This window comes from Mycobacterium sp., from assembly GCF_050701515.1.
GTDB lineage: Bacteria > Actinomycetota > Actinomycetes > Mycobacteriales > Mycobacteriaceae > Mycobacterium.
In genome coordinates this window covers 77,937-89,989 of the sequence record NZ_JBOGDB010000137.1, presented here as the reverse complement: position 1 = coordinate 89,989, position 12,053 = coordinate 77,937, and the positions used below count along the sequence as shown (strand labels likewise).

The following is a 12,053-nucleotide window of genomic DNA, read 5'->3' as shown; positions in this document are numbered from 1 at the left end:
TATGCAGGTAGCGATCGTTACAGGCGCGAGCAGTGGCATCGGTTTCGGCTGCGCGACCAAACTCGCCGACGTGGGCATGGCGGTACTGGGTACCGGTCGGGACAAAGACAGGCTCGGCGAGTTGGAGAAGGCGATCGACGACCCGGATCGGGTGGCCACGCTCGCCGTCGACCTGACAGCGGACGACGCGCCGAAGCGCATTGTGGATCTTGCGGTGGAGCGGTGGGGGCGCATCGACTTCCTGGTCAACAACGCCGGGGTCGGCGGTCCGAAGCCGCTGCATGAAACCGACGACGAATCACTGGATTACTTCCTCGGTTTGATGCTGCGCGCGCCGTTCCGGCTGGCCCGCGAGGTGATACCGCACATGCAGCCGGGCTCGGCGATCATCAACGTCACATCGACGTTCGCGGTCGTCGGCGGCCTACGTGGCGGCGCCTACTCGGCGGCAAAGGGCGGCCTGACGTCGCTGACCCTGCACATCGCCTGCCAGTACGGGCCCCAGGGAATCCGTTGCAACGCAGTGGCGCCCGGAGTGACGCTCACCCCGATGGTCGCGCGGCGGTTGGAGGACGAGCGGTTCCGCAAGATCAACACCGAGATGACACCGTATCCGCGGCTGGGCGAGGTCGATGATATCGCGAGCACCGTCGCCTTCCTGTGCTCAGAGGGCGCCGGCTTCATCAATGGGCAGACGATCGTGGTCGACGGCGGTTGGACTTCCACCAAGTACCTGTCCGACTTCGCGCTGACTTCGGAATGGGTCGCCCGTTGAACCTGTTCGTCCTGCTCGACCAGGCGGCCGCGCGCTTCGGCGATCGCGGCGCGGTGTATCACGGTGAGCGCCAATTGTTTACCTGGGCGCAGCTGCGGGATCGGGTACTGCGGCTGGCGACCTCGATCAGGCAGTCGGGCGCCGCAGGGGCGCGCATCGCGATCGCCACCGAGAACCGCCCGGAGATCGTCGAGCTGATGTTCGCCATCTGGGCAGCCGAGTGCGCGGTCGTCCCGATCAACTACAAATTGCATTCCCGTGAGATGGCGCAGATCCTGGAGGACGCCGGCGTCACGCAGGTGTTCGCCTCGCCGAATATCGCCAAAGATCTGGAATCCGACGCCCCTGTCGAGATCGTTGGCACAGAAGCGTATTCGCGTCGCCACGACAGCGAGCCCGCCGTTCCACCCGACTCCGACCCCGCCGCGTTGGCGTGGCTGTTCTACACCAGCGGAACCACCGGCCGGTCCAAGGGCGCGATGCTCTCGCACCGCAACCTGATGGCGATGACCATCGCCCACCTGGCGGATTTCGATTCGCCCGACCAGGACTGCAGCCTGGTGCACGGCGCACCGATGTCGCACGGCTCGGGCCTCTACATTCCGCCCTACGTGCTGCGCGGAGCCCGTCAGGTGATACCGGAATCCGCCGCGTTCGAGCCCGGGGAGTTCCTCGATCTGTGTGAGCACCATCCGGGCTGCAGCGCCTTCCTCGCCCCCACCATGGTCCAGCGCCTGGTGCAGACCGGACGCTCGTGCCCGCGCAACCTGCGCACGGTGGTCTACGGCGGAGGACCGATGTACGTCGACGGCCTGAAGAAGGCGATGGCCGCGTTCGGCCCGATCTTCACCCAGCTCTACGGTCAGGGCGAAGCGCCCATGACGATCACCGGCCTGCGCCGGGCCGACCACCTGGGTGCCGACGACGCCGTTCTGGGGTCGGTCGGTTACGCACGGTCCGGCGTGGACGTCGCGGTGCTGCTCGACGACGGTAGCCCGGCCCCGGTCGGCGAGGTCGGTGAAATCGTCTGCCGCGGCGATGTGGTGATGTCCGGCTACTGGAAGAATCCCGAGGCCACCGCCGCCACCCTGCAGAACGGCTGGCTGCGCACCGGCGACATGGGATCGTTCGACGAGCGGGGCTTCCTCACGCTGCGCGACCGGTCGAAGGACGTGGTGATCAGCGGCGGCAGCAATATCTACCCGCGCGAGGTCGAGGAGGCCCTCCTCGAGCACCCGGGCGTCGTGGAGGCCGGGGTGGTCGGTGCGCCGGATGAGGAGTGGGGCGAGGTGGTGGTCGCCTTCGTCGTGGGCCGGGTCGAGGAGGCCGAGCTGGACGCCCACCTGCTCGATCGCATCGCGCGTTTCAAGCGGCCCAAGCGATACTGCTTTATCGACGAGTTGCCGAAGAACAGCTACGGCAAGGTGCTGAAACGCGAACTGCGCAGCCGGTTGGCGTGATCAGGTGGCCGGCGTGGCGCCCAGCACCCGCTGGATGTCGGGTTTCATCTGCTGCAGCTGCTGGCCCGAGTGACCCCAGCTGTGGATACCGTCGGGGAAGTTGAACACAGCGTTGTTTCCGCCCGCGGCGATGTAGGTGTCAGCGAAGGTGCGGTTGGAGTCGATCGCGAATCCTTCTAGGAATCCGAGTCCGGCGATGGGAGCGTCGGGGCTGGCCAGGGCCGGGTCGGTGGGTGTGCCGCTGCCGCAGTAGATCCAGAGGCGGGTGCCGTTGGCGGCCAGCCTGCCGGCCTGCAAGGTGGGATCATTGCGTGCCCAGGCCGGGTCGCCCGGCGGACCCCACATCGCCTCCGGGTTGAAGCCGCCGTTCCACATCATGGCGATACGAACCTGGCCTCGCTGGTTGGGAGCCGAGAGGTTCAGGAAGCCCGACAAGGATCCGGCGTAGATGAACTGCTGCGGATGGTAGGCGGCCAGCACCAATGCCGACGAGCCACCCATCGAAAACCCCACCACGGCGTTGCCGGTCGACGGGACGTTCTTGTTGGCGGCCAACCACGTCGGCAGCTCCTGGGTCAAGAACGTCTCCCACTTATAGGTAAAGGTCTGGCCGTTGCCCACCGCAGGCCCGTACCAGTCGCTGTAGAAGCTCGACTTGCCGCCGACGGGCATGACGAGCGAAAGCCCAGAGCCGTTGAACCAGTCGAACGCGGCGGTGTTGATGTCCCAGCCGTTGAAGTCGTCGCCCGCCTCCATGCTGTCGAGCAGGTACACCGCGGGTGCGCCCTCACCGCCACTGCGGAACTCCACGCGAATATCGCGGCCCATCGACGGCGACGGCACGTCGAGCTGTTCGACCGGCACGCTGGAGAAGGCCGTTGCCGAAGGCGAGCCGCCCGCGACGCCGATCAGACCGGGCAACAGCGCGGCGACCATCGCGGCGACCACCAATTTCCCCACGAACGCCATCGCTGCCTCCCCGTAGCTCAGCCCCGGCCTGAGCGGACAATACAGCCAAAACGCGCGTCGCGAGCCCACTTCGGACGTTTGCCGGTCAGCGCCACGGGAGTTCCGTGGTGTCCCCCCGCCAGCGTGACGGCGGGATCATCGGCGCACCGAGCAGTCCAGATTCCTCGACGTGCCGCAGCGCGGCGTCGAGGTGCTGGCGCATCCGGCGTTCTGCCCTACCTGGGTCGCGGGCGGCGATCGCCGCCGCAATGGCGCGATGCGACCTTGCCGCTTCCTCGCGTTCGTACTGGGTGATGTCCTGTTCGGCGGCCGCCCACCGGACGGCCTGCTCGATGGCGGCGAGAACCGTGGTGAGGATCGGATTTCCGCTCGCCTGCACCACTCGTTCGTGAAACTCGTGATAACCGGCGCCATCGGGCGCAATTCCGCGGTCGGCTACCTCGACGATCGCGGCACGTTCCGCTTCGGATGCGCGCTCGGCGACGTCGGCCGCCGCCGCGGGTTCCAGCATCCTGCGGAAGTCGAGCAGATCACCCCAGGTCGCGCCGGTCAGGGTGAGCAATTGCACCAGGGACCGGGCTGCCCGGTCGGGTTCGGGATGGCGGATGCGGACACCGCTACGGCCCTGGCTGGTCGCGGTGAGTCCTTCGGCGTCGAGCAGTCGGAGGGCCATCCGAACCGTCTCGCGACTGACACCGAGCTGGTTGATCAGCTCACCTTCGGTTGGCAGCGAGTCTCCCGGCGCGAGCTCGCCGCTCAGGATTCTGCGCCGCAGAGCGCCTGCTACGACATCGGGGGCCCGGGAGGGTTTTGCCGCGGTCATAATACTTAGTATACTAAGTTGCCATGGTGGGCATACCAAACGCAACGGTGCTGACCGGTGCATTCCGGCCGATGCGGTTTGAGGCGACCGTCGAAGACTGCGTGACGACGTTCGGCGAGATCCCGGCCGAGTTGTCCGGCGGCTTCTACCGCGTCGGACCGACGTTCAAGCGACCGACCAAACGGGGCAGCAACGGACTGCTGGCGATGGACGGCATGGTGCAGGGCCTGACGTTCGACAATGGCCGCGCCGACTTCCGCAACCGCTGGGTCCGCACACCCAAATACCTGCTCGAGGAACGACACGGCCGCGGCATGTTCGAGTGGGCCGACGACGACTGGCACGACTGGCGCAACATCGGGTTCGGACCGGCGATACGCGACGAGTTCACCCGGGGAATCCCGCAGGGCACCAACAACATCAACTGCTTCCCGTTCGCGGGCGAAATCCTGGCGTCCGGCGAGCAGGGCAGTCCCCCGGTGGCACTGCATCCCGTCACCCTGGAGACCCGCGGTCTGGTGTCCTGGTCGGCCCAGCTGTCCCGCGGGATCTTCGAACAGTCCGGCTACGGCGACGCGGCGTTCACCGCGCACCCGAAGTGGGACAACGACAGCGGCACGTTGTACGGATGGTCCTACAGCGACCGTCCGCCCTATGTCACCGTGCACGTGGTGCAATCGGGCGGCGGCGTGATCTCCCGCGAATTATCGGATGCGCCGTACTGCTCCGAGGTGCACGACATGTGGTTGACGCCCGACTGGCTCGTGCTGCCGTTTCAGGGTTTCGTTTTCGACCCGGGCCGGCTCGACCGTGGCCTGCCGGTGCACGGATGGGAGCCGGATCTCCCGATCATGCTGGCGATGGTTCCGCGCGACGACGTCGAGCACGGCGAGATCCGGTGGATCACCGCAGACATCGAGCCGCAGTACGTGATGCATACCCTGGCGGCCAACGTCGCCGGAAACACCCTCACGCTGGACGCGCCGATCTTCGAGCGGCCGCCGTTCCCGTTAAACATCGATCGCTTCCAGGGCGAAGACATCGCCTTGTTCTTCAATTTGGCGCGCAGCACGCTGGGCCGGTGGACGGTCGACCTCGCCACCGGCACCGTCAAGTCCGAGTTGCTCGGCGATCGGCCGCGTGAGCTGCCGAAGGTCGACGAGCGGTTCTACGGCCGCGGGCACCGCTGGGGTTATCTGATCGGCGGGGACGCCCGCGGTAACGGGATGCGAATGCACAGTTTGGTGGTGCACGACATCCAGACCGGTTCGGAGCAGGAGTACCGGCTGCGCCATGACCGCCCCTCTCTGGTGATGGAGCCGACGTTCGTCCCGCGCACACCCGACGCCCCGGAGGGCGACGGCTACCTGATGGTGCCGGTGTCGCGGTGGACCGAAAACCTGGGCGAGTACGTCATTTTCGATACCCACGACATCACCGCCGGCCCCGTCTGCCGCATCGAGATACCGTTCCTGCTCGGTTTCACCCCGCACGGTCACTGGATGGACTTCCGTTGACCGCCACACTGAACCTCGCCGAGGAATCCCAGTTACGCTCGTCGGTTTACGGAATCGTCGCGAAATTCGGCAACGACTACTTCTCCCGGTGCAGCGAAACTCTGCAAGCCCCGACCGAGTTGTGGGACGCGCTCGCCGCCGGTGGGTTCGTCGGCGTGAACCTGCCGGAGGAATACGGCGGCGGCGGAATGGGATTGACTGCCCTGAGCGTCGTCGCCGAGGAAGCGGCCGCGGCGGGCTGCCCGGAGATCATGTTGATGATCTCCCCCGGAATCGTCGGCAGTCTGCTGGCTCGCCACGCCAGCGATGAGCAGAAACGGCGGTGGCTTGCGCCGATGGCCGCCGGGAACGTCAAGATCGCGTTCGCGATCACCGAACCCGACGCCGGCTCGAACTCCCACCACATCACCACCGCCGCACATCGCGACGGCGACACCTACTACATCAGCGGACAGAAGACGTTCATCACCGCTGCCGACCAGGCCGACGCCATGCTGGTGGTCACCCGCACCGGCACGAACGCCGACGGCCGCGCGCGACTTTCGCTGTTCATGGTCGACCGTGACACTCCGGGCATCGACATGCACCGCATCCCGATGACATTCGAGATCACCGACAAGTCGTTCACGGTGTTCTTCGACAACGTCGCCGTCACGCCCGACCGCCTGGTCGGCGGCGAAGGCGACGGCCTGCGGGTGGCGTTCGACGGGATGAACCCCGAGCGGGTGATCATCGCGTCGATCTGCAACGGCGTCGGCCGGTATGCGATGGACAAGGCCGTCGCCCACGCCCGCGAACGCCGGGTGTGGAAGGTGCCGATCGGCGCCCATCAGGGCGTCGCGCACCCGTTGGCCGAGGCCAAGATCGCGCTCGAAGCGGCACGGCTGATGACCCGGCACGCCGCGGCCGGCTTCGACGCCGGCACCGATGCCGGCGAGGCAAGCAATATGGCCAAGTTCCTGGCAGCCGATGCCGCGACCCGATGCGTCGATCAGGCCATTGAGGTACACGGCGGCAGCGGATTCACCCGAGAGATCGCGCTGGCCAACATGTACGAATTCGTCCGCCTGTTCAAGACGGTGCCGATCACCCGCGCCATGATCCTCAACCACATCGCGCAACACAGCCTGGGGTTGCCCAAGTCGTACTGACGGGTGGGTACCTGCGTACCACTTACCTGAGCTAACCTGTTGCACAGCGACAAGTTATATTGGCTAAGTTCAGCGTGGCTGAGCTGCGGCGACGGAGCAAGAAGAGGTGCAGATGGCGCGGGCGGAAACGCGATGAGTGTTCTCAAGCGCGTCTGGATTCCGCTGGTCATCGTCGTCGTGGTCGTCATCGCGGGGTTCATCGTGATGAGGGTGCGCACGTTCTTCGGCTCCGAAGGCATCATCACCACACCCAGGGTCTTCGCCGAAGACCCCGAGCCGTTCGACCCCAAAGTGGTGACGTACGAGATCTACGGCTCGGGGACGTACGCGGACATCAACTATCTGGACCTGGACGCCAAGCCGCAACGCGTCGACAGTGTGGCTCTGCCGTGGTCGCTGACCTTGGAGACGACGGCGCCGTCGGCGGCCCCCAACCTCATCGCGCAGGGCGACGGCAATTCGATCACCTGCCGCATCGTCGTCGACGATGAGGTAAAGGACGAGAGGACCACCACGGGCGTGGACGCCATGACCTTCTGCTATGTGAAGTCCGCATGAGCGCGCCTACGACGGACGCGCCGACTGACGCCTTCCCACCCCCGAAACACGCCGCACGGCCCGCCCTGGCGCGGGTGATCCGGACCCTCGCCGTGCCGATCATCCTGGGCTGGATCGCCCTCATCGCCATTCTGAACGTCATCGTGCCCCAGCTGGAAACGGTCGGACAGGCGCAGGCGGTCTCGATGAGCCCCGACGAGGCACCGTCGGTGATCGCGATGCACCGCGTCGGCGAGGCTTTCGAGGAGGGCACCTCGGACAGCTCGGCCATGATCGTGCTGGAGGGTCAGGAACCCCTGGGCGACGCCGCGCACGCGTTCTACGACCAGATGATCGAGAAGCTCGAGGCCGACACCACGCACGTCCTGTCCGTCCAGGACTTCTGGAGCGATCCGCTGACGGCGACGGGTGCGCAGAGCACCGACGGTAAGGCCGCCTACGTCCAGGCGAAACTCGCCGGCAATCAGGGTGAGGCGCTGGCCAACGAGTCGGTGGAAGCGGTTCAGAAGGTCATCGACAATCTGCAACCTCCGGACGGCGTCAAGGTCTATGTGACGGGCCCGGCCGCACTTCTCGCAGATCAGCAGATCGCCGGCGACCGCAGCCTACGAATGATCGAGATGCTCACGTTTGCGGTCATCATCACTATGCTGCTGCTGGTCTACCGGTCGATCATCACCGTGCTGTTGGTGCTCGTCTCGGTGGTGCTGTCGCTGGCCGCGGCCCGGGGAGTGGTCGCGTTCCTGGGCTATCACCAGATCATCGGGCTCTCGACGTTCGCGACCAGCCTTCTGGTGATGCTGGCGATCGCCGCCGCAACCGACTACGCGATCTTCCTGATCGGTAGATATCAGGAGGCGCGCGGGGCCGGTGAGGACCGAGAAACCGCGTATTACACCATGTTCGGCGGCACTGCCCACGTGGTGCTGGGTTCGGGACTCACGATCGCCGGTGCGACCTTCTGCTTGAGCTTCACCAGGCTGCCCTACTTCCAGACCCTCGGTGTTCCCTTGGCGATTGGCATGGTCGTCGTGGTGATTACGGCGCTCACATTGGGGAGTGCGATGGTGACCGTGGCCAGCCGCTTCGGGCTGCTGGAGCCCAAGCGGGCAATGAGGGTCCGGTTCTGGCGCAAGATCGGCGCCGCGGTGGTGCGGTGGCCCGGCCCCATCCTGGTCGCAACGATGGCGCTGGCGCTGATCGGCCTGCTCACCCTGCCCGGGTACCAGACCAATTACAACGACCGTACGTACCTGCCATCCGACCTGCCGGCCAACGAAGGCTACGCCGCGGCCGACCGACACTTCTCGCAGGCCCGGATGAACCCCGAAATACTGATGATCGAAAGCGATCACGACTTGCGGAACTCGGCGGACTTTCTGGTCATCAACAAGATCGCGAAGGCCATCTTCCAGGTGGAGGGCATTTCGCGGGTGCAGGCCATCACCCGGCCGGAGGGGACTCCGATCGAGCACACCTCGATCCCGTTCCTGATCAGCATGCAGGGCACCAGCCAAAAATTGACCGAGAAGTACAACCAGGATCTCACGGCCAAAACGCTGGAACAGGCCGAAGACATGCAGACCACCATCAACCAGATGGAGCGGATGCAGAGTCTCACCCAGCAGATGGCCGACGTCACCCACGGGATGGTCGCCCAGATGAAAGGGATGGTGGTCGACATCCAGGAGTTGCGGGATCACATCGCCGATTTCGACGACTTCTTCCGACCCATCCGCAACTACTTCTACTGGGAACCGCACTGCTTCAACATCCCCGTCTGCTGGGCGCTGCGGTCGGTGTTCGACACCCTCGACGGCATCGACACCATGACCGCCGACATCGAGAACCTGCTGCCCCTCATGGAGCGCCTGGACGCGCTCATGCCCCAGCTGACGGCGATGATGCCCGAGATGATCCAGACCATGAAGAATATGAAGGCGATGATGCTGAGTATGCATTCCACGCAGAAAGGGATGCAGGATCAGGTGGCGGCGATGCAGGAGGACGCGTCGGCCATGGGCGAGGCCTTCGACGCGTCGATGAACGACGATTCGTTCTATCTGCCCCCCGAGGTGTTCGACAACCCAGACTTCAAACGGGGCATGGAACAGTTCATCTCACCGGACGGAACGTCGGTGCGCTTCATCATTTCCCATGAGGGCGACCCGATGACACCGGAAGGTATCTCGCGCATCGATGCGATCAAGACCGCGGCGAAAGAAGCGGTCAAGGGCACACCGCTGGAGGGATCCACGATCTACCTCGCTGGTACGGCGGCGACATTCAAGGACATGTCCGACGGCAACACCTATGACCTGTTGATCGCCGGAATAGCCGCGATGGCACTGATATTCATCATCATGCTGATCATTACGCGCAGTGTGGTCGCGGCCGCCGTCATCGTGGGCACGGTGGTGCTTTCGCTGGGCGCCTCCTTCGGACTGTCCGTGCTCATCTGGCAGCACCTCATCGGGATCGAACTGCACTGGATGGTGTTTGCGATGGCGGTCATCATCCTGTTGGCCGTCGGCGCCGACTACAACCTGCTACTGGTAGCCCGGCTCAAACAGGAAATCCACGCCGGGCTCAACACCGGGATCATCCGCGCGATGGGCGGCAGCGGCTCCGTTGTGACCGCCGCCGGCCTGGTGTTCGCCTTCACGATGATGTCCTTTGTGGTAAGCGAACTCACCGTCCTCGCACAGGTCGGCAGCACCATCGGACTGGGCCTGCTGTTCGACACGCTGGTGATCCGGTCATTCATGACGCCGGCGGTCGCCGCCCTGCTGGGACGGTGGTTCTGGTGGCCGCAGGCGGTGCGTTCGCGGCCTGTTCCGCAGCCGTGGCCCAAGCCAAGGCCGTTGACCCCGGCCCCGTCGGAAGGATCCACGCCATGAAGCGAGCGGTCGTCGGAATCGCGGTCGTAGCAGCGGGACTCGCCCTTGCGGCACCCGCCCACGCGGACGTCGACACCGACTTCGCCCACGAACTGCACACCTACGGCATCTACGGCCAGCGGGACTACAACGCGTGGATCGGAAAGATCGTCTGTAAGCGGCTGCGCAACGGCGTCGACCTAGACGCCTACAAGTCGGCCCAGTTCATCTCTACCAACCTGGAGAAGGACACCACCACCGAGCAGTCGTGGCAGTTTCTCGGCGCCGCGCTACGCACCTACTGTCCCGACCAGTTGCCCGTGCTGGAGCGAGCGGCGCAATAGCAAGGAGTCATAAATGTTGGGTAAAGCAAGCGTTGTGATGACGGCTCTCGGCGTTGTCGCGCTGGCCGTTGGCGGCACTGCGTCTGCAGACGCCACGGATGACTATCCGATCCCGAACCGGATGCTCAGGACGACCTGCACCGCCGAACAGATCATGGCGGCCGCACGAGATACCGACCCGGTGTATTACGAGCGGTACATGATCGACTACAACAACAAGTCACCGCAGATTCAGCAGGCGACCCGGGACAAGATGCATTGGTTCTATTCGATGGACTATGCCGGGCGCCGAGCCTATTCGGAGGAATTGGTCACCAACTTCGCCGATCCGCTGACGGCGGCGTGGCCCAATCACGCGAAATTGTTCTTCAACAACAAGGGCGTAGCCGCCCACACCACCGCCGTGTGCGCCAACTACCCGCCCGATGACCAGTCCGTCTGGAACTGGTAAGTGCCACGCAGAAACTTCAACGATGCGGTCACGCGGTTCTGGGGCGTTGCCGCTCCGGTCTACGACGCGCAGTTTCTCCAACGTTGGGCGTATCGTCCTGCGCAGGACGAGATGATCGCTCAGCTGAGAATTCACGGTTCCCGGCGCGTTGCCGATATCGCCTGCGGCACAGGCATTCTCGCAGACCGAATCGAACGCGAACTGCATACCGACGAGGCCTACGGTGTCGACATGTCCGAGGGCATGCTGGCCCAGGCCAACAAGCGATCGTCGAAGGTGCAATGGTTACGGGGACCTGCCGAGCAACTACCTTTCGGCGACGGCGCCCTCGACGCGGTCGTGACCACGTCGGCATTTCACTTCTTCGACCAACCCGCAGCGCTGCGCGAATTTCACCGAGTGCTCGCGTCCGGGGGTTTCGCCGCGGTGGCGACGTTGAGCCCGCGGCACCCGCTCCCGCTGCAGTGGTTCACCGCCAACCGGTTCAACCCGTCGCACAACCCGTCTCCGACCGAGATACGAGCGCTATTCGAACGCGCCGGGTTCCGGGTGAGCGACCAGCATCGCGTTCAGCGGCCGGTGTGGACCCGCCTGTTGTCCGACCTGATCACGGTCGGCGTCAAGGACTAATCGCCTCGCGTCGTCTCACGAGTAGTAGAGGGAGTTGAAGTCCATGCTCCACGCCAGGCCGTCACAGGACAACGGCAGGCCATCGGGGCCTTGCGCCATCCCTTGCTCGCCCGCGGCGCAGGGCGCTCGGTCGGTGCGTACCCCGATCAACGGCGCCGAGGGTACCCACTCGTTCATGGAGTTGCAGACCAGCGTGTCGCCCGATGCAGTCAACCCGAACGGGAAACGCGACTGGAAATGGCACGACGCACCGGCCGCGACGTCGCGATCCACGTGCGGGACACACTCCGCGCCGTCGCAAAAATTCGGCGGCAATCCCGATGCGGTTCCGGCGGCCATCATCGGCGCGGCAGTGAATCCGCAGGCCAGTGCGAGTACTGCCATGAGCTTCATGTTTGTCCCCTCCGCTGTGGACCGGCTTCGTTTCTTCGCGTCCTTCGAGGCTTACCCTATGTTCCGTTCGGTGCCAGCAGAGCAATTTTGCCCTCAAGTCCCC

At 65.0% G+C, this 12,053-nt stretch carries 12 protein-coding genes; 9 read left to right on the top strand and 3 right to left on the bottom strand.

What is annotated here, in order from left to right:
- Position 1: 1 nt before the first annotated feature.
- Both ACRDU5_RS11730 and ACRDU5_RS11725 read left to right on the top strand, forming a co-directional pair.
- Positions 2-775, top strand: a complete 774-nt coding sequence (locus ACRDU5_RS11730; protein ID WP_526614748.1) for an SDR family NAD(P)-dependent oxidoreductase — start codon at positions 2-4, stop codon at positions 773-775.
- Positions 772-2,235: an AMP-binding protein gene (locus tag ACRDU5_RS11725; RefSeq protein ID WP_526614684.1), complete on the top strand. Its 1,464-nt coding sequence runs from the start codon at positions 772-774 to the stop codon at positions 2,233-2,235. The genes ACRDU5_RS11730 and ACRDU5_RS11725 overlap by 4 nt, the downstream gene beginning before the upstream one ends.
- Here the strand turns inward: ACRDU5_RS11725 and ACRDU5_RS11720 are convergent, their stop codons facing one another.
- Together ACRDU5_RS11720 and ACRDU5_RS11715 are read right to left on the bottom strand one after the other, a co-directional pair.
- Complete coding sequence (locus ACRDU5_RS11720; protein ID WP_526614683.1) at positions 2,236-3,204, bottom strand: alpha/beta hydrolase; 969 nt, start codon at positions 3,202-3,204, stop codon at positions 2,236-2,238.
- 85 nt (positions 3,205-3,289) lie between these two features.
- Positions 3,290-4,027, bottom strand: coding sequence for a FadR/GntR family transcriptional regulator (locus ACRDU5_RS11715; protein WP_526614682.1), 738 nt, complete (start codon positions 4,025-4,027; stop codon positions 3,290-3,292).
- Between the two features lie 23 nt (positions 4,028-4,050).
- Here ACRDU5_RS11715 and ACRDU5_RS11710 point away from each other — a divergent pair, with 23 nt between their 5' ends.
- The 7 genes from ACRDU5_RS11710 (at position 4,051) to ACRDU5_RS11680 (ending at position 11,557) form a co-directional block, all read left to right on the top strand.
- Positions 4,051-5,544, top strand: a complete 1,494-nt coding sequence (locus ACRDU5_RS11710) for a carotenoid oxygenase family protein (protein ID WP_526614681.1) — start codon at positions 4,051-4,053, stop codon at positions 5,542-5,544.
- Positions 5,541-6,695: an acyl-CoA dehydrogenase family protein gene (locus ACRDU5_RS11705; protein WP_526614680.1), complete on the top strand. Its 1,155-nt coding sequence runs from the start codon at positions 5,541-5,543 to the stop codon at positions 6,693-6,695. The genes ACRDU5_RS11710 and ACRDU5_RS11705 overlap by 4 nt, the downstream gene beginning before the upstream one ends.
- Positions 6,696-6,827: 132 nt before the next feature.
- Positions 6,828-7,253, top strand: a complete 426-nt coding sequence (locus ACRDU5_RS11700) for an MmpS family transport accessory protein (RefSeq protein WP_526614679.1) — start codon at positions 6,828-6,830, stop codon at positions 7,251-7,253.
- The gene (locus ACRDU5_RS11695) at positions 7,250-10,153 is read left to right on the top strand and encodes an MMPL/RND family transporter (protein WP_526614677.1); all 2,904 of its coding nucleotides are present in this window, start codon (positions 7,250-7,252) and stop codon (positions 10,151-10,153) included. The genes ACRDU5_RS11700 and ACRDU5_RS11695 overlap by 4 nt, the downstream gene beginning before the upstream one ends.
- Positions 10,150-10,476, top strand: coding sequence for a DUF732 domain-containing protein (locus ACRDU5_RS11690; protein ID WP_526614676.1), 327 nt, complete (start codon positions 10,150-10,152; stop codon positions 10,474-10,476). Before ACRDU5_RS11695 ends, ACRDU5_RS11690 begins: the two co-directional genes overlap by 4 nt.
- A gap of 13 nt (positions 10,477-10,489) precedes the next feature.
- Positions 10,490-10,927 carry a DUF5078 domain-containing protein gene (locus ACRDU5_RS11685; protein WP_526614675.1) on the top strand — a complete coding sequence of 146 codons (438 nt, stop codon included), beginning with the start codon at positions 10,490-10,492 and terminating at the stop codon, positions 10,925-10,927.
- Entirely contained in the window at positions 10,928-11,557 is a 630-nt protein-coding gene (locus ACRDU5_RS11680) for a class I SAM-dependent DNA methyltransferase (protein WP_526614674.1), read from the top strand. It begins immediately after the preceding gene.
- Between the two features lie 15 nt (positions 11,558-11,572).
- Here the strand turns inward: ACRDU5_RS11680 and ACRDU5_RS11675 are convergent, their stop codons facing one another.
- Entirely contained in the window at positions 11,573-11,950 is a 378-nt protein-coding gene (locus ACRDU5_RS11675; protein WP_526614673.1) for a hypothetical protein, read from the bottom strand.
- Positions 11,951-12,053 lie beyond the last annotated feature (103 nt).

Bases quoted from the DNA above. Each gene is read 5' to 3' on its own strand.
- ACRDU5_RS11730 (WP_526614748.1), top strand. From the start codon at position 2: ATGCAGGTAGCGATCGTTACAGGCGCGAGCAGTGGCATCGGTTTCGGC.
- ACRDU5_RS11720 (WP_526614683.1), bottom strand. From the start codon at position 3,204: ATGGCGTTCGTGGGGAAATTGGTGGTCGCCGCGATGGTCGCCGCGCTG.
- ACRDU5_RS11715 (WP_526614682.1), bottom strand. From the start codon at position 4,027: ATGACCGCGGCAAAACCCTCCCGGGCCCCCGATGTCGTAGCAGGCGCT.
- ACRDU5_RS11710 (WP_526614681.1), top strand. From the start codon at position 4,051: ATGGTGGGCATACCAAACGCAACGGTGCTGACCGGTGCATTCCGGCCG.
- ACRDU5_RS11700 (WP_526614679.1), top strand. From the start codon at position 6,828: ATGAGTGTTCTCAAGCGCGTCTGGATTCCGCTGGTCATCGTCGTCGTG.
- ACRDU5_RS11695 (WP_526614677.1), top strand. From the start codon at position 7,250: ATGAGCGCGCCTACGACGGACGCGCCGACTGACGCCTTCCCACCCCCG.
- ACRDU5_RS11690 (WP_526614676.1), top strand. From the start codon at position 10,150: ATGAAGCGAGCGGTCGTCGGAATCGCGGTCGTAGCAGCGGGACTCGCC.
- ACRDU5_RS11685 (WP_526614675.1), top strand. From the start codon at position 10,490: ATGTTGGGTAAAGCAAGCGTTGTGATGACGGCTCTCGGCGTTGTCGCG.
- ACRDU5_RS11675 (WP_526614673.1), bottom strand. From the start codon at position 11,950: ATGAAGCTCATGGCAGTACTCGCACTGGCCTGCGGATTCACTGCCGCG.